This window comes from Arthrobacter sp. BK1 (assembly GCF_056680055.1).
Window position 1 is genome coordinate 11,560 of sequence record NZ_CM155263.1, and the last position, 16,387, is coordinate 27,946.

12 protein-coding genes are annotated in these 16,387 nt (G+C 68.0%); all 12 read right to left on the reverse strand.

The features are described from left to right. Nucleotides 1-38: 38 nt before the first annotated feature. Nucleotides 39-1,277, reverse strand: a complete 1,239-nt coding sequence (locus AC1MCA_RS00055) for a DUF3500 domain-containing protein (RefSeq protein WP_479800287.1) — start codon at nt 1,275-1,277, stop codon at nt 39-41. Continuing rightward, complete coding sequence (locus AC1MCA_RS00060) at nt 1,255-3,018, reverse strand: FAD-dependent monooxygenase (protein WP_479800288.1); 1,764 nt, start codon at nt 3,016-3,018, stop codon at nt 1,255-1,257. Before AC1MCA_RS00060 ends, AC1MCA_RS00055 begins: the two co-directional genes overlap by 23 nt. Then, entirely contained in the window at nt 3,018-3,917 is a 900-nt protein-coding gene (locus AC1MCA_RS00065) for a fumarylacetoacetate hydrolase family protein (RefSeq protein ID WP_479800289.1), read from the reverse strand. Before AC1MCA_RS00065 ends, AC1MCA_RS00060 begins: the two co-directional genes overlap by 1 nt. Nucleotides 3,918-4,016: 99 nt before the next feature. Further along, on the reverse strand, nt 4,017-4,856 hold the full coding sequence (locus tag AC1MCA_RS00070; RefSeq protein ID WP_479800290.1) for an alpha/beta hydrolase fold domain-containing protein: 840 nt from the start codon (nt 4,854-4,856) through the stop codon (nt 4,017-4,019). 111 nt (nt 4,857-4,967) lie between these two features. After that, complete coding sequence (locus tag AC1MCA_RS00075; RefSeq protein WP_479800292.1) at nt 4,968-5,945, reverse strand: alpha/beta hydrolase; 978 nt, start codon at nt 5,943-5,945, stop codon at nt 4,968-4,970. Further along, on the reverse strand, nt 5,942-8,632 hold the full coding sequence (locus AC1MCA_RS00080) for a glycoside hydrolase family 78 protein (RefSeq protein WP_479800294.1): 2,691 nt from the start codon (nt 8,630-8,632) through the stop codon (nt 5,942-5,944). The genes AC1MCA_RS00075 and AC1MCA_RS00080 overlap by 4 nt, the downstream gene beginning before the upstream one ends. Further along, complete coding sequence (locus AC1MCA_RS00085; protein ID WP_479800295.1) at nt 8,629-8,901, reverse strand: alpha/beta hydrolase family protein; 273 nt, start codon at nt 8,899-8,901, stop codon at nt 8,629-8,631. Before AC1MCA_RS00085 ends, AC1MCA_RS00080 begins: the two co-directional genes overlap by 4 nt. Beyond that, nucleotides 8,798-9,616 carry an alpha/beta hydrolase fold domain-containing protein gene (locus tag AC1MCA_RS00090; RefSeq protein WP_479800296.1) on the reverse strand — a complete coding sequence of 273 codons (819 nt, stop codon included), beginning with the start codon at nt 9,614-9,616 and terminating at the stop codon, nt 8,798-8,800. Before AC1MCA_RS00090 ends, AC1MCA_RS00085 begins: the two co-directional genes overlap by 104 nt. Beyond that, entirely contained in the window at nt 9,613-12,294 is a 2,682-nt protein-coding gene (locus AC1MCA_RS00095) for an alpha-L-rhamnosidase (RefSeq protein WP_479800298.1), read from the reverse strand. The genes AC1MCA_RS00090 and AC1MCA_RS00095 overlap by 4 nt, the downstream gene beginning before the upstream one ends. Nucleotides 12,295-12,304: 10 nt before the next feature. Next, a complete protein-coding gene (locus AC1MCA_RS00100; protein ID WP_479800299.1) occupies nt 12,305-13,312 on the reverse strand; it encodes an oligopeptide/dipeptide ABC transporter ATP-binding protein in 1,008 nt (335 codons plus the stop codon). Continuing rightward, nucleotides 13,309-15,426, reverse strand: coding sequence for a dipeptide/oligopeptide/nickel ABC transporter permease/ATP-binding protein (locus AC1MCA_RS00105; RefSeq protein WP_479800301.1), 2,118 nt, complete (start codon nt 15,424-15,426; stop codon nt 13,309-13,311). The genes AC1MCA_RS00100 and AC1MCA_RS00105 overlap by 4 nt, the downstream gene beginning before the upstream one ends. After that, a complete protein-coding gene (locus AC1MCA_RS00110; RefSeq protein WP_479800302.1) occupies nt 15,423-16,376 on the reverse strand; it encodes an ABC transporter permease in 954 nt (317 codons plus the stop codon). Before AC1MCA_RS00110 ends, AC1MCA_RS00105 begins: the two co-directional genes overlap by 4 nt. Nucleotides 16,377-16,387 lie beyond the last annotated feature (11 nt).

Here is a 16,387-nt window from a genome sequence, read left to right on the forward strand (position 1 = left end):
TGACCCCGCGTTGCTCTGATGGGATTGAGCGCGTTGCTTTAGAAGGATTGAAACTGGTTGACCAGGGCGCGGCCGTAGTCGTTGCCGTTGGGCGTCCGGACCACGGTGTGCATGTGGAACGGGGCAGGGGTGTCGTTATCGAGGAAGACGCCGGTGTGGTGGTCGAGTTCCAGGATGACCACGGGACTCTGGATGCGGAAGTAGAAAGGATCCTCACCCTGCCAGCCACCGATCCACGAGAACCAGGTTTCGGCGTAGTGCTCCTGGATTTCACGGCGGCGGGCGGCGCGGGGCCCGGCCGGCAGGTAGGCGATGGAGTCGTCCACCACCTTGTCCAAGAACGCCAACGCTTCAGCAGGCATAGAACTGACAGGGATGCCTTCGTAGGGAATGACGCGGTTGTCCTGGAAGCAGCCGGCGAGGTGCCGTTCGTCCCCCGGGTGCATCCGTCCCTCAGGCATGGCCGGGTCCTGCATGTGCTCGAACACCACAGCGTCCCGGCGCAAAGAGTCCGGCAGCGCCGCCATCAGCCCACGCGCCCACTGGATGCGTTCCTTGAACACCTTCACACCTTGGTGGGGCCCGGCGTCGATGATGTCCGGCTCGGCGCCCAGGAACGCCGGCGTGACCACCAACTGGGTGCCGGCCACGAGGCAGTTGAGGGCAAGGTGGTGGCCGAACAATTGCCAGCCCCACGGTTCCGTCTCGGAGGGGACGCCATAGAGGGCAAAGTTGTAGCTGTAGTCGTTCATCAGCAACGGCAGGTCCACCAGGTCGCCAAGGAAGCCGTTGATCCGCATCAGGTTCCGGGCCAGCGCGTAGCCCTCCGGACTCAGGCTCGCTTCCACCACGGCCAGTGCGGCGTCGCGGAGAGCGGGATCCAGTTCGTCCAGGCGCAGTCCGGTATCGTGCTGCATGAATTCCGGGTTGGCCCAGCTCTGCCACTCGGGTGCACCGACCGCGTAGCTCAGGCGGCTGACCTGTTCCAGTGAGGCGAGGGCCAGCAGCTTTTCGGCCGCGGCGACCATGTCCGACGTCGGCGCCTCCTCTCCGGGGCGGGCCCCGGTGAGCGGGAACAGGCCTTCGCGGACGACGCCGTCGCTGGTCACCCCAGTGAAGGGCTGGGGGTAGAGCTTCTTCCAGCCCTCGATCATAGGTCCTGCGAACGGATCGTCCTTGGCCGCCTCCGCGTAGGTCCTGGCGTCCATACCGCGGATGGACGCTACCCGGGGGTGGTCCGGCTGAAAAAGGAAATCACGAAACGACGGCGCTGACATGGCTGCTCTCCTGTATCTTCAAGGTTTCCCTGCGGGACCATCCCGCGGCGGTGGGCAGGGCCTGGGCTGCTGCGTCGGCGGCACTCCCCCGCCACGCCACGTGCTGGTCCGGGCGGACCAGGACAGCCTCGGCGGCCCACAGGTCAGCCATTGGTACTCCATTCCCGTCCGGAGCCACAGCGGCGACTGTCAGCGGAATCCGCTGCCCGGCCGCGGCAGCCACGACGGAGCCGTAACGGTCCTCGACGGCGGCGCCTGCCAGGGCGCCGGCGTCCACCAGCAGCGTGAAGCCGTCCCCCAAGAGGTCGTAGACCGACGTCGGGCCGTCCAGCCACGCGTGCGGCAGCAGTGCCCCCGGACTGGCAGAAGGGATGTAGCGGATGGGATCCTCGGCGGGAACGGGCGAACCGTCCGGTACCACTGCCGGGGACTCCGCGTAGCTGTAGCCAAGGACCAGCCCGAGGGAATCGAACTCGCTCCGTTTCACCGCAAGTGCCTCGTGGGCGCGTTCGCGGGCGGCAACTCCGTCCGCACCGTCCAGCTCGAGGGCCGGATCCGCGAAGTGATAGGCCAGCGCCTTGCCGTTGGTGGCGGCGTCGTTGATGGTGCGCTCGGCCACCGGGCGCCGTTCCAGTTCGTAGCTGTCCAGCAGGTCCGGGCCGGCCCACCCGTCGAGGGCTGCGGCGATTTTCCAGGCGAGGTTTGCGGCGTCGCCGATGCAGGTGTTGAAGCCGTGGCCACCCCAGGGCGGGTTCTGGTGGGCGGCGTCGCCCACCAGGAAGACGCCGTCGTGCCCGTAGGAGGGGGCGAGGAGCATGCGTGCTGTCCAGGGGTCGGTGGCGATGACGTCAACCTCGACGTCGGCCCCCACCAGAGAACGGACGAGGGCCACGGGGTCGAGGTCCGGCCTGCCCCCGTCGCCCCGGTCATCAGCGTCCTGGGTACCGGCGTGCTGGGCATCGACGCCCTGGATGATGGCCCACCATGTCTGGTCCAGGTCCATCCGGCCCACCATGCCCGCCGTACCGGGACCGAGGACCCAGTACTGGACCGCGGGGTCCAGGCTGATGGTGTCGGCGAGATCGCGGGACCGGAAGAGGATGCTGATGTTGGACAGCGCCGCGGAGCCGCCTTCAAGCCGCAGCCCCAGGCCTCGGCGGACGGTGGAGGAGCTGCCGTCAGCCCCTGCCAGGAACGTGCAGTCCACGGTGCGACGGGCACCCGCGGCATCGGCCACGGTCACCTGATGGCCGGCGCCAGGAGAGGCAGCCACATAGTCTTCAACGTGCAGACCGGTCAGCAGTGTGGCATACGCAGAAGCCGCCACAGCGTCGCGAAGCACGGTCTCCAGGACAGGCTGCGGTACCTGCTGCCCGCATTCCGGCTGGGGTTCATACCGGCCGGTTTCGAGCTGGAAGGCGTTTTCGAAGCGGCGGACTTCGTGGCCGGTCAAAGACGTGCAGAAGATGATGTCCTGCGCGAACCCCACCGGGAGCGGAGCCGCCTCGCGCAGCGCCGTTGCCAGGCCGAGGCGCCGCAGGTGGGTCATGGTGCGCGCGTTGGTGGTCTTGGCACGCGGCCGGTCCGGGTCGATGGAGGTGCGGGGCTCGATGACGATGCTGCGGATTCCGCGGTGGGCGAGGTCCAGGGCAAGGAACAGTCCGCTGGGGCCTCCACCGGAAATCAGCACCGGAATGTCCGCCGGGAGGTCCGCCAGGCCGGCATCGTTGACGGCCGCCATCAGGCCCTCGCCCGGAGTGAAGGTTCACCGATGGGGGTTACCAGGGTGCCCAGCCGCTCTATCTCGACCTCCACGGTGTCCCCTGCCTGCAGGAGCCACTGCGGGGTGCGGGCATATCCCACACCTTCGGGGGTGCCGGTGGCGATCACGTCACCGGGGTGGAGGGTGAAGGTTTCGCTGATCAGGGAAATGATGGCCGGCACGGAGAAGATCATGTCCCGGGTGTTGCCGTTCTGGACCTCGGCGCCGTTGACGCGGGTCCGCACCTGGAGGCCGTCACGGAGATCGCCCACTTCGTCGCGGCTGACCAGGGGGCCGAGGGGGCCGCTGAAGTCGCCGTTCTTGCCCAGCGTCCACTGGGACGTCAGCTTCTGGGCGCGCCGGGCCGTCAGGTCGTTGAAGGTGGAGTAGCCGAAGACGGCCTTTGCAGCGGTTGCCTCATCCGCCGACTCAACGCGCTCGCCGATGTAGGCGGCAACCTCGCCTTCCCAGTCCAGGCCGGCTTCCCCGCGCGGTACGGGCACTGGGACCTGGCCCACGGACAGCGAGGCCGTCCATCGGCCAAACAGGGTGGGATAGGGCGGAAGGTCCTGGTCCTTGTAGCTGCCTTCCGCTGCGTGCGCCTTGTAGTTGAGCCCCACGCAGATCACACGGGCAGAAGCCGGCACCAGCGGTACTTCGGTGACCTCTGCCTTGTCCCGGCCTGCAGCAGCGTCGGCGACGATGGCCACAGCCTTGTCCCGGCCTGCAGCAGCGTCGGCGACGATGGCCACAGCCTTGTCCTGCCAGCCGGCCGCGTCGGCCCAGAAATCCGTGACCGATGCCAGCGGGAAGACCCGGGTGCCGTTCAGGGCTGCGACCCAGGTGTCGCCGTCGTGGTTAATGCCTATGTACTGCATGGAGGGCCTTTCAGGTTCGCCCGGGGGCGGTTATCGGTAGGAGGGCACGGCAATGAGACCCATGGCGGGCTGTGCCGAGGCGGGGTGGAGCAGAAAAATCTAGGGGAGGCCGGATTGGTGCTGGAAGAACGACACGGTGGCAGCCAGCGCCTTTTCAGCGGCGACTGAGCTTCCATCGGGGAGGGACCACATATGGTCGGCGCCTTCGATGAGGAGGAGTTCGACGTCGGCCCCTGAGTCCCTCAGCTGGGCTGCCAGGGATTCGGATTGGGCTGCCGGGACGAAGCGGTCTGCCGTGCCGTGCACCAGGAGGAAGGGCGGGGCGCCTCTGCCAGCGTAGGTGATGGGGCTTGCAGCGGCGGCTTTGTCCGGGTGGCCGGCCAGTGGCGCACCGATCAGCAGCTCTTCACGGGAGCCGGGATCGCTGGGCCGTGAGACGGCGTTGGGCAGCGCCTGCTCCGCCATGGAATTCAGGTCAGTGGGCGGGTACCAGGCGGCGACTGCGGCCACGCTGCTGCGGTGTTCACCGGTGAGGCCCACCAGGCTTGCCAGGTGTCCGCCGGCAGAGTCACCCCACGCGTAGATCTTCGCGGGATCCACACCGTACTCGGCAGCATGGCTCCGCAACCATTCCACCGCCGCCTGCGCATCGTCCAGCTGGGCAGGGAAATGTGCTTCGGAACTCAGGCGGTAGTCAGCGGAGGCAACCACAAAGCCGGCCTCCGTCAGGACCTCGAACGGGGTCAGGCCGAAGCCGTCACACACCGGCCCCAGGGAGGACCGCTCCCCCATCCGCCAGCCGCCGCCATGGAAATGCACGACGGCGGGACGCAGGGTCTCCTGTGCGGCCGGGAGGTAGAGGTCCAGCAGGAGCGGACGGGAGCCGTGGTTGCCGGCACGGGCGAACTCCACGCCCCTAAACACGCGACCTTCCGTCATCGTTGACTCCCTTTGTGTCTTCTGCCTGTTGCTTCCGCCGGATCCTCGATGTCCCGGCCTGTTACTCCAAGACTGTCGGATCCGCGGCCGGACCTGAACAGCCTATTCCAATCATTGAAATGGCTTCGCCGTCGCCAGTTCCGTGGACAGGAAGGACAAACCCCGCTGGACCACGCCCATGGCCGCTGAATGGTTGAGATAGCCATGGGTGGCACCGCTCTCCAACCGGTATTCCACGGGAATGCCGGCATGGCGAAGGCTGTCCGCGTAGAGTTCTGCGGAGGGGCGCAGATCGTCGTACTCCGACGCCAGGATGGCAGCGGGCGGAAGCCCGGACGGGTCCGCGTTTCCGGGCACGGCGTAGGAGGAGGCCATGGCCACGGGACCACCAATGTAGTTCTCCAGCATGGCGCTGCAGTCGTCAGCAGAGAAACGCAGGATCCGGGGAAGACCGGACAGAACGCCGGAAGGGTCGTCCGCGGGAGGCAGCGCCGCGTGCAGGAGCGGATAGGCCAGGAGTATCTTCGCCGGCAGCGGTTTCCCGACGTCGTTCAGGTACATCACCGCTCCCACCGCCAGGTTTGCCCCCGCGCTGGCACCGCCGATGCACAGCTTCGCCGGAAGCACCCCGAAATCCGGTGCGCGCTCTGCCGCCCAGAGCCAGGCGGCGAGGACATCCTCATGCGGCACAGGGAAGTGCACTCCGGCCCGCGCCAGCCGGTAATCCACGGAAAACACGACGCCGCCGGTCCGTGCCACCAGTTCACGCGCCAACTGGTCGGCCTCGCGCATGTCCAGATCGCCGCCGGCAAAGCCGCCGCCGTGCAGCCACACCAGGCCGGGGACGCCGCCGTCGGTCCCGCCCGGCTGCAACGGACTCCCGGAGCCGTACACCCGCACGGGCACGGGTCCGTTGGGGCCCGGTGCACTGACCGTAAGGACGGGGACATGGGGCTGCGAATACGGCAACCCGCCGCCGCTGAAAGCCTCCAGCCGGTCGGTGCCGGACGGATCAGCGAGCAGCTCGGCAAAGGATGCCGCCTCTGCCACGTGCTCCATCAGGACGGCCAGCTCCGGATCCAGACTCATGGCTGCAGGACCGGCTCGGGCTCACCGCGGACGGCACCTGCCGGGCCCTCAAGGCCGTCAGCACCGGCAGCGCCGCCAACTTCGGCCGGCCGGAAGTCACAGGCGAAGGAATGCGCGCCGGACCCCACCTCCACAGCATCGGAACCGTCCGGCAGGTGAACAGTGGCCGTGCAGCCTGCCGGGACGGTCACGTCCAATGTGAAGTCCTGCCCTGCCAGTTCCCAACGCACCGAGGCTAAACCGTAGGGGGTCTCGTGCCTGGCTTCGGCCCAGTCCAGGCCGCCGCCTGGCCGGGGCCTGACCAGCAATTTCCGGTAGCCCGGTTCAGCAGGGGCGAGCCCGGCAAGGCTGCGGTGCATCCAGTCGGCCACGGCACCCAGGGCATAGTGGTTGAAGGACGTCATCTCGCCCTCGTTGATGCTGCCGTCCGGAAGCATGGAGTCCCAGCGTTCCCAGATGGTCGTGGCGCCCATGGTCACCGGGTAGAGCCAGGAGGGGCACTCTGTCTGAAGCAGCAGGCGGTAGGCCGCGTTCGTGTAGCCGTGGTCGGTCAAAGCGTCGCAGACGAGCGGGGTTCCCACGAAGCCGGTGGCGATGCGGTAGCCGTCGTCCTCCACCGCTGCGGCCAGCCCGGCAGCGGCCACTGCTTCCTCCGCGTGCTCGAGCAACCCGAAGGTCAGCGCCACGGCGTAGGCCGTCTGGGTAGGCGGGTTCAACCGGCCGCCGTCGGAGACGTAGTGCTCACGGAACACCGCGGAAGCCCGCTGCGAAAGCCTGCGCAGGCCGGCGGAATCCTCCCCCAGCCGCTCCGCGGACTCTGCGGCTACCCGGGACGAACAGGCGAGGTAGGCCTGCGCCACGAGCTGCCATGGAGTGCGGGCATCGCCCGGCTTATCCGGAGCCGCGGCCGGGTCCAGCCAGTCACCGAACTGGAACCCGTGTTCAAAGCGGAGCTCCGGCCCGGCAGCCTGGGCGGCAGCCTCCAGCCACGCCTTCATTCCGGGAAGCTGGCGGCGCAGGAATTCCAGGTCACCGGTGCGCTGGTACATCACCCAGGGCACCAGGACGGCGGCGTCACCCCACGCGGCCATGACCGGGCGGTCCGGGAACGGCGGCTTGTCGGCCACCACCTCCGGAACCACCAAGGGCGGCGGGCCGTCGGTTCCCTGCTCTGCAGCCATGTCCTTGAGCCAGGACGTGGTGAAGCCGGGAATCCGGTACAGGAAAGAAGCTGTGGCCGCGAAGATCTGGAAGTCCCCGGTCCAGCCGAGGCGTTCGTTGCGCTGCGGGCAGTCCGTGGGTACGTCCACGAAGTTTCCGCGCATGCCCCAGACCACGTTGGAGTGCAGCTGGTTCAGCATGGGATCGGAGCATTCAAAGGTCCCGGTGCGGGCAAGGTCTGAATGGATCACGACGGCGGTGAAGGCTTCGGGGTCTACGTCGCCGGGCCAGCCGCTCACCTCGACGTAGCGGAAGCCGTGGATGGTGAACTCGGGCTCCCACGTTTCGCCGCCGGCGGCACCGTTGAGGATGTACACGTCCGTCTGCTTGGCTTCGCGGAGCGGCCGGACGCCCAGTTCGCCGTGCTCCAGGACTTCGGCGTGCCGCAGCGTGACCTCCGTGCCGGCGGGTCCGTTGACGGTGATCCGGACCCTGCCCACCAGATTCTGCCCGAAGTCCAGGATGGTCTTCCCGGACGGCGAGGCCAGCACCGCAGCGACGTCCCGCTCCTCTGTGGCGCGGACCGGCGGACCGTCCGGCGCCACGAGCACCGCGGCGTCGAAGGCCTCGATTTCTACAGGATGCAGTTCATCATTCTCTGCGGCGGAGGAAGGCTGCCGGTCCGAACCGGCCCAGCCGCCGTCCTGAAGCCGGGCGTCGTAGGTTTCGCCGACGTAGAGGTCTGCGGCCACAATGGGGCTGCGGCCGGCCAACCAGTGGCTGTCCGTTCCCAGGACGGTGACGGTGCCGCCGTCGTCGGTCATTTCAAGCTGCGCCAGCACAGCGGTGCGGTCGTGGTAGGTATTGCGCTTGCCCTGGAAGCCCAGGTAGCCGCGCCACCAGCCGTCAGCGACTTCCAGCCCGATAACATTTGTGCCCGGCTGCAGGTAGTCGGTGACGTCGTAGGTCTGGTACCGCAGGCGGTGGTGGTAGCTGGTCCAGCCCGGTGCAAGGATGTCGCGGCCCACACGCCGGCCGTTGATCGAGGCGACATAGACGCCATGGGCGCTGGCGTAAAGGCGGGCCGAGGCCACAGGGCCGTTCACCTCGAACGTCCGGCTCAGGCAGGCTGCCGGTTCGATCGATTCGCTGGCCTCGTCCCAGGCCGGCCGGATCATGGCGGCCTGCCAGTCCTCGGGCTGCAGCAGCCCGGCTTCGACGTAGGCGACAGGGCTCCACGCGGAGGGCCCGTCGTCGCCCGTTCCCCAGACCCGGACGCGGGCCCCAACCCGCTGCCGGCTGTTCAGCGGCGGCGCCGGCCACTCCTGCAGGAGCTGCTCTGCTGAGTCGGTCCTGCCGTAGCTGACCAACGTGCCTTCGTCAGCGCCGAGTTCCAGCTCGTAGGCAGTCTGGACCCAGCCGTCCGTGTGTGTGCTGACCTGCCACGAAAGCCGCGGCCGGTCCTCGCCGATGCCGAAGGGCTCCTCGTGGTGTTCGAAGCGGAGGGCGGAGGGTGTGGTGGTCATCGGGTGGCTCCAGAAGTGGGGTTGAGTTCGCGGGTGAAGTAGTCCACGGCGGTGCGGAGGATTCCGTCCACCTGGTCCTCGGCGAAGAAGAAGCAATGGTCGCCGCCTTTGATGGTGATCAAATCATTACGCACGCCAGCGGACGTCAGTGCGCCGGCGAGCAGTTCACTCTGGGACAGCGGGACCAGGCCGTCGCTGTCGCCGTGGATCAGGAGGAACGGGGGCGCCCCGGCGGTGACGTAGCCCAGCGGGCTGGCGGCGGCGAGCAAGGCAGGATCGGCGGTGCCGCCCACCAGCATGGGCCCCGGTTCCGTGGACATGCCCGGAGGGGACGGCGGCCATCAGAGGGCCGGACATGAGGCCGGGGGGCGTATCCATGGGCGGCATATCCGGAAGGGAGGAGACACCGTAGAAATCGACGACGGCGGTGACGGCGCTGGACTCCCCCTGTACACCGAGGCCACCCTCGAGGTCCGCCCGGTCACCCGTGAGGCCGAGCAGGGCAGCAAGGTGCCCGCCGGCGGATTCGCCCCATGCGCCGATCCGTCCCGGGTCAATGCCCAGGGCATCTGCATAGGCGCGCAGGTAGCGGACGGCTGCTTTGATGTCGTGCAGCTGGGCGGGGAAGGGCGCCTCGAGCGCGTGCCGGTAGTCCACTGTGGCGCAGGCGATGCCTGCCTCGTTCAGGATCCGGAACACGGAATCGGGTGCAAAGGTGGGCGGCAATTCGCGGCGGTCGCCCAGCTGGAAGGCTCCGCCGTGGATCCATACCACCAGGGGTACCGGGGCGGTGGCCTGCCGGGGCAGCCAGATGTCCATGGACAGCCGGCGGAAGCCGACGGCGATCGCGTAGCTGACTTCCCGGTGCAACATCGAGTGCGGGGACACTTCCGCCGGATCGCCCAGCCGTCCGAAGGCCGGAAATGGCGGCGGCGCGGGCATCCGCCGCGGGCTGTCCGTGGTGGCAGTAGTCTCCGGTGTCATAGTGCACTCCTTGCAAGATCAGTAGGTGTATAGACCCCGGCAGCCGGGGCGGCGGCGATAAAAGTACGGGTGCCAGGCCCGCCGGCGGCAGCCGGCTCACCGGGCAGCCTGACCTCGGCGGTGGTTCCGGGCGGCACGGTGACGGTGAGCGTCAGCACGCCGTCGGCGGTTATCCACTCGACGTCGATGAGGCCCTGCGGCCCCTGGTGCGAGGTGCTGGCGGACGTCAGCCCGGCACCCGGACGGGGTTCGATGATGATGTCCTCCCAGCCTGCGCTGCCGGGGGCCTGACGCAGTCCCGCGGTGTAGCGGTGCAGGAAGGAAACCACGGCACCCTTGCTGTAATGGTTCAGCGACTGCCGGGCCGAGCCGTCTGACGCGATGCCGTCCCAGGCTTCCCACATGGTGGTGGCACCGCGGTCCACCATCACCAGCCACGAGGGCTCGGAGTCCTGCATCAGCAATTCGTAGGCGAGGTCCAGATAGCCGTTGTCGGCGAGGACAGGGAGCAGGTATGGCGTCGAGAGGAAGCCGGTCCCCAGATGGATGCCCGCATTCCTGACCAGGCCCGCGAGCTGGTCTGCGACGGCGGCCCGCTTGGCGTCCGGAACAAGGTCAAAGGCCAGGGCACGGACGCAGTTGGCCTGCGTGCCGCCGTCGACCGTTCCGTCCGGCAGCAGGTATTCCTGCTGCCAGGCGCGGCGGACGTTTTCGGAGAGCTTCGCCAGCTTGAGGGCTTCTGCATCTTTGCCCAGGACGGCGGCCACGGTGGCCAGGATGGCGGCGGAGTGCCGGTAGTAGGCCGTGGCGACGATGCCGTTGTCAGCAGCTTTGGAAGCGAAGAGGTCCGGCGCGGGTCCGCCCGGTTCCATCCATTCCCCGAAGTGGAAGCCGGTGTCCCAGAGGTACTGCTCGTGCGGGGCAGGCACGGCGCTTGCTGAAGTCCTGGCCGGGTGCCGGTTTCCCTCCGCGGTGCCGCGGATGAAGCCAAGCCACCGGTTCATGGCATCCCAGTTCTCCTCGAGGAATGCGGCGTCGCCGGTGGCACGGTAGATCTCCCAGGGCACCATCACGATGGCATCGCCCCAGCCCGAAGAGCCGTTGGCGAAGGCCATGAAGTCTGCGCTGATGACGTCGGCCCCGGGTGAGGGTGAGATGTTGGAGACGACTCCGTTTTCCCACTGGTCGGCCCGGACGTCGTTGAGCCATTTCCGCGAGAATCCGCTCACGTCGAAGAGGTAGGCCGCGGTAGGCACAAACAGCTGCCAGTCGCCGGTCCAGCCGGCTTTTTCGCGCTGGGGACAGTCGGTGGGGACCTCGCAGGCGTTGCCGCGGAAGCTCCACTCCACGATCTCGTGCAGTGTGTTCAGCCGGGCGTTGCTGCAGGTGAACGATCCCACGCGTTCCAGGTCGGTCTGGACCATGCAGCCCACGACGTCGGCGAGCAGGAGGTCCTCCTCCAGTCCCTTGACGGAGACGTACTGGAATCCGTGGGCGGTGTGGCGGGGTTCGAAGACTTCACCGGCGGCGCCGGAAGCGATGACCGAATCCACCTGCCCCGCCGCGAGGAACTGCCCGGGGTTCCTGAAGTCGATGGGGCGGAGGTGGTCCTGGCTGACGTCGCCATCGGAGCCCAGGGTCTCGCCGTACACAAGTGTCACCTTGTGTCCCGGGGTCCCAAGCTTGGACAGGCGGATCCAGCCGTTGATGTTCTGGCCCAGGTCCACCACCTGGTTGCCGTTGGGCAGGCGGATGATACTGACGGGGACCAGCTCCTCCACGATCCGGGTGGGCGGAGCAACGGGGCCCGTGAGGGTATCGAAGCTGCCTTCCCGCAGAACGGCGTGGCTGGGGACGCCCGAGTCACCCAGCAGGCGGAAGTCCACCTGCTGGCCGGCCATCAGATCCGCGGCGGCAATCTCCGTGGGATACACCAGCCACGATTCGTCGGTGCCGATGACGCTCCGGGCTCCCCCGGTCTCAAGTTCCACCTGCACCAGGAGCGCAGTCTGTGCCCCGTACATATCGACGTCGCGCGTGAACCCGAACGTGCCGCGGTACCAGCCATCGGTGAGGACCGCCCGGACCGTGTTGGTGCCGGCGCGGAGCAACGCGGTGATATCGAAAGCCTGCACCTGCAGTGTGCTGTGGTAGCTCGTGGAACCGGGGGTGAGCTCCTGGTCCCCCACGCGCCGGCCGTTGATGAACAGCTCGTAGATCCCGTGCGCTGTGGCGTAGGCCCGTGCAGACTCCGGGGAGGCCTCAAGGGTGAAGCCGCGGTACAGGGCATAGCCGGGGCGCTCGGCCGGCGCGGGGATAACCGGCTCGTCCGGGCCGATCCACTCGGCGGACCAGTCGGCTGGGTGGAGGAGACCGATCTCCACGATCATGGGCACGGACCAGGCGGACGCCTGCTCGACGCCGTGGGCGTCAAGGTTCCATGTCCTGACCGTCCACTCAAACCGGTCTCGGGAGCCGAGGTCCGGTCCGGCGTACGGGACCTGGCTGTGGGCAGCCGACTCTACCCGGCCGCTGTCCCAGCCGTTGCTGGCGGCCAGCTGGTAAGCCGTTTGCCGGGTGGTGCCCTGCGGCGGCGTCCAACTGAACCGGGGGGCGGTATGGGTGATGCCGAAGGCCTCGCTCAGGTGGTCAGTTCTCAGGCGGGTGGGCTGGTCCAAGGGATTCCGTTCAGGCGTAGTGGCAGGCGACGTCGGACTGGCCCACCGTGCGTAATGCCGGGCGTTCGGCGGCGCAGAGATCGGTGGCCAGCGGGCATCGTTGCCGGAACGGGCAGCCGCCGGGGGTCGCGGAAACGGAGGAAGCTGTCCGCACGCCCATCGACTCCCGGAGGTTCCGCCGCTCGGCCTGTTCGGCAGGGCGGGGCACCGGCGAGGCGGCAACGAGGGCCTGGGTGAAGGGGTGCTTGGGCGATTCGGTCACTGCGGCTACAGGTCCGCTTTCCATAACCTGGCCGCGGTAGAGGACCACCACTCGCTGGGCCAGGAACTGCACCACGGAGATGTCGTGTGCGATGAACAGGTAGCTCAATCCGCGTTCGTCCCGGAGATCGGCGAGGAGGTTGAGCACCTGGGCCTGGGTGGAGAGGTCCAGGGCGCTGACTGCTTCGTCGCAGACCACCAGCCGGGGTTCGCAGATCAGGGCCCGGGCCACGGCGATGCGCTGGCGCTGGCCGCCGGAGAACTGGCTGGGATAGCGGTCCACCGCCTCGCGGGGCAGGCCCACGCGTTCCAGCATGGCCTCGGCCTTGGCCCGTGCTTCGCCGGCGGAGGCACCGCGGAGGCGAAGGGGCTCGGCCAGGGAAGCCCCGATGGTCTGGCGCGGGTTGAGCGAGGAGTTGGGGTCCTGGAAGACGGCCCGCAGTTCCCCGCCGAGGGCGCGGCGTTCGGCCGCTCCGGCCTGGGTGATGTCCTTGCCCTGGTAGCTGATGGTTCCGCCGGCGGTCTTCTGCAGTCCAAGGATTGCTTTGCCGATGGTGGACTTTCCCGAGCCGGACTCCCCCACCAGGCCCACGGTTTCGCCGGGCTGGATGGCAAAGCTGACGCGGTCGACGGCGGCCGGGGCGGCTGCGGCCTTGCGGCCGCGGCCGTAGCGGACCACGAGGTCCTTCACGTCGAGCATGGGGCCGTCCAGGACGCCGTTGGGTGTTTCCCGCCGGGAATCGGTTGCGATGCTCATGCCAGGTCCTTTTCAACAATGTTCAGCGGTTCAACCCGGTGCAATGGTTTGGGTGTGATGTCCACCATCCGGTGGCCGGGGACCTCGGTGGCCACCCATTCGAGGCCTTCCACGGCCAGTTCGTCGGCTTTGACGCAGCGGACCAGTCCGTCACCGGAGCCGGAAGGCAGCAGCGGGACAGGTGCAGCGCAGGCCGAGCCGGCGAACTGGCAGCGGGCCATAAAGCGGCAGCCGGAGGGCCAGTCCTTGGGCTGTGGAACCTGGCCGCTGATGGTGGCCAGGCGTTCCGGCATGTCGGACGCATCGTTTGCGTGCGGGTCTGCGGCGAGGAGCGCAAGGGTGTAGGGGTGCCGCGGGTTGTCCAGGATGGTGGTGGTTTTGCCGTTCTCCACCACCTGGCCCGCGTACATCACGGCTACCTGGTCGCAGATGTCAGCCACCACACCGAGATCATGGGTGACCATGACCACGGACATCCCGGTGTCCTTCACCAGGGACCGCAGGAGCGAGAGAATCTCGGCCTGGACCGTCACGTCCAGCGCGGTGGTGGGCTCATCGGCCACGAGCAGGCGGGGCCGGCCGGAGAGTGCCAGGGCAATCGCGACGCGCTGCGCCATGCCGCCGGAGATCTCGTGCGGGTAGGTCTTGAGGATGCGCTCCGCGTCCACGATGCCCACCTTCTCCAGCAGGCTGAGTGCTTCCTTCCGGGCCTCAGCTTTCCCCATTTCCCGGAGCCGCCGGATAGCGGAGATGAGCTGGTAGCCCACCGTGAACATCGGGTCCAACGCCCGCATGGGCTCCTGGGAGATCAGGGCGATCTCACGGCCGCGGATGGCTTCCATGCCACTGTCGGACGCGGCAGCCAGGTTCTGGCCGTTCCACAGGATCTGCCCGCCGGTGGCCACAACACCGGACGGGAGCAGGCCCAGGAGCGACAGCGCGGTCATGGTCTTGCCGCAGCCGGACTCGCCCACGAGGCCCAGGACGGTGCCCTGTTCGACGTCGAAGGAGACGTCCGTGACCAGGCGGGGGCCGCCGTCGACCCCTACCGACAGTCCCCGGACACTGAGCTGACCCTTGGGCGGTGCGGTATCAGTGGCCACCGGGGCGGCCCCGACGGCGGCAACAGCTTTGGCGCGCTGCCGGCGGGCAACCGCTGACGGCAGGTGGGACGCGGTGGCGTTGGGTGCCTTGCCCAGGGCGTTGCCGATGGCATTGGCGGCCAGGACCGTCAGTGCCAGCACGGCACCGGTGGGGACCATCAGCCACGGCGCGTCATAGACATGCTGGGAGGCGCTCTGGATCATCCCGCCCCAGCTGGGGGCCGGAAGCGGCGGGCCGAAGCCGATGAAGGCAAGTCCGGCCTGGATGAGCATGCCGACAGCGAAGATGAGTGCGGACTGGACAACGATGGTGTTGGTCAGGCCAGGCAGGACATGGCGCAGGCTGATGCCAAGGGGGCTGACTCCGTCAACCCTTGCTGCGTCCACATAAAGCTGGGACTGCAGCGACTTGGCCTGGCCCAGCATCACCCGGTAGACGCCGGCGGACATAAACACGCCGAGGACGGCCATGATGAAGGGGATGTTGGTCCCTACGGCTCCGATCACTGCGAGGATGATGACCGTTGACGGCAGGGACATCATGATCTCGGTGGTCCGGCTGATGATGCCCTCGGCCCGATAGGAGGCGGCGGCGGTCATGGCCAGGATGGTTCCGAGGCCGATGCCCACCAGGACCGTGATGAAGGACGTGCCCAGGGTAGCGGCGGCTGAGGCGAAAATGCGGCTCAGGATGTCCCGGCCCAGTTCGTCCGCGCCCAGCCAGTGCGCGGCCGTGGGGCCGGACAGGACGGCGGTGAAGTCCTGGTCCTCGGTTTTGAACGGCAGCCACCAAGGGGCGGTCAGGGACGCGGCCACCAGGGCGGCCAGCCACAGTAACCCGGCGACGCCGCCCGGTGAGGAAAAGAGCCGATGGGCCGACAGCCGGGTGAAGGCACTCCTGGGGCCGGAGGCGGGAAGACCCGGCTTGGGCCGGCCGGAGGCGGGCTGGACAGCAGAGACGGGGCTTTCAACCGGGCTGTCGGCGGGGGCGGGTGCAACGTTGGGGATCATGCAGCACGCAACTTCGGGTCGAGGAATTTGGTGGCGAGTTCGAGCGCCAGGTTCACCGCGACCACCACGACGGTGGCGATCACCACCACGCCCTGGACGGCCGGCGCATCGTGGGTGCTGACGGAGCTCTGGGCTGCCTGGCCCAGGCCTGGCATGGCAAAGAGCTGTTCTGCGATGACTGAGCCACCGAACAAGCCCATGAACTGCAGGGCGATGCCGGCCACAATCGGCAGGCTGGCGTAACGCAGTGCGTGGATGTAGAGGATTTTCCAAGTGGGCGTCGCAGTAGCCCGCAAGGTCCGGATGTGTTCCTGCTGCAGCGCATCCAGCATTGAAGCCCTGGTCTGGCGGGCAATGAACGCCGCGCCGCCAACTGCCAGGGTGATCACCGGCAGGGCCAGGGACATCGCCCAGTCCTGCGGGGACACCTCGAAGGGAACGTAGCCGGTGGCGGGGAAAACGGATGACTGGACGGCAAACAGGTAGACGAAGATGATGCCGATCCAGAAGGCCGGCAATGCCACGGCGAGGCCGCAGAGCCCGCCGACGAGCCGGTCCACCAGGCCGCCGCGTACTGCTGCGCTCACACCAAGGCCAATTCCGAAGACGGCGCTGAGGACGGTGGCGCCGGCCGCCAGCGAAGCGGTCACAGGCAGCCTGCTCGCCAGGTCATCGGAGACTGACCGGCCATCGATCAGGGAGATCCCCAGGTCGCCCTGGACTGCGTCCCCAAGCCAGCGGACGAACTGCGTCAGGAGCGGATCGTTCCAGCCGAGGCGCGCATTGACCTCGTCGATCGCTTCCTGGGACGCGCCGGCTCCGAGCGAAACGGCTCCGGGGCTGCCGGGCATTGCGTGCACGAGCAGGAATGCCAGCACCGCAACCACCAGCACGGTGGCCAACGCCATCAGCAGGCGCTTGGTGATGAATAATGCCATGGTGACCTCCATCGGTCAGAACG

Bases quoted from the DNA above. Each gene is read 5' to 3' on its own strand.
- AC1MCA_RS00080 (WP_479800294.1), bottom strand. From the start codon at position 8,632: ATGACCACCACACCCTCCGCCCTCCGCTTCGAACACCACGAGGAGCCC.
- AC1MCA_RS00100 (WP_479800299.1), bottom strand. From the start codon at position 13,312: ATGAGCATCGCAACCGATTCCCGGCGGGAAACACCCAACGGCGTCCTG.
- AC1MCA_RS00090 (WP_479800296.1), bottom strand. From the start codon at position 9,616: ATGACACCGGAGACTACTGCCACCACGGACAGCCCGCGGCGGATGCCC.
- AC1MCA_RS00110 (WP_479800302.1), bottom strand. From the start codon at position 16,376: ATGGAGGTCACCATGGCATTATTCATCACCAAGCGCCTGCTGATGGCG.
- AC1MCA_RS00055 (WP_479800287.1), bottom strand. From the start codon at position 1,277: ATGTCAGCGCCGTCGTTTCGTGATTTCCTTTTTCAGCCGGACCACCCC.
- AC1MCA_RS00070 (WP_479800290.1), bottom strand. From the start codon at position 4,856: ATGACGGAAGGTCGCGTGTTTAGGGGCGTGGAGTTCGCCCGTGCCGGC.
- AC1MCA_RS00060 (WP_479800288.1), bottom strand. From the start codon at position 3,018: ATGGCGGCCGTCAACGATGCCGGCCTGGCGGACCTCCCGGCGGACATT.
- AC1MCA_RS00075 (WP_479800292.1), bottom strand. From the start codon at position 5,945: ATGAGTCTGGATCCGGAGCTGGCCGTCCTGATGGAGCACGTGGCAGAG.
- AC1MCA_RS00065 (WP_479800289.1), bottom strand. From the start codon at position 3,917: ATGCAGTACATAGGCATTAACCACGACGGCGACACCTGGGTCGCAGCC.
- AC1MCA_RS00105 (WP_479800301.1), bottom strand. From the start codon at position 15,426: ATGATCCCCAACGTTGCACCCGCCCCCGCCGACAGCCCGGTTGAAAGC.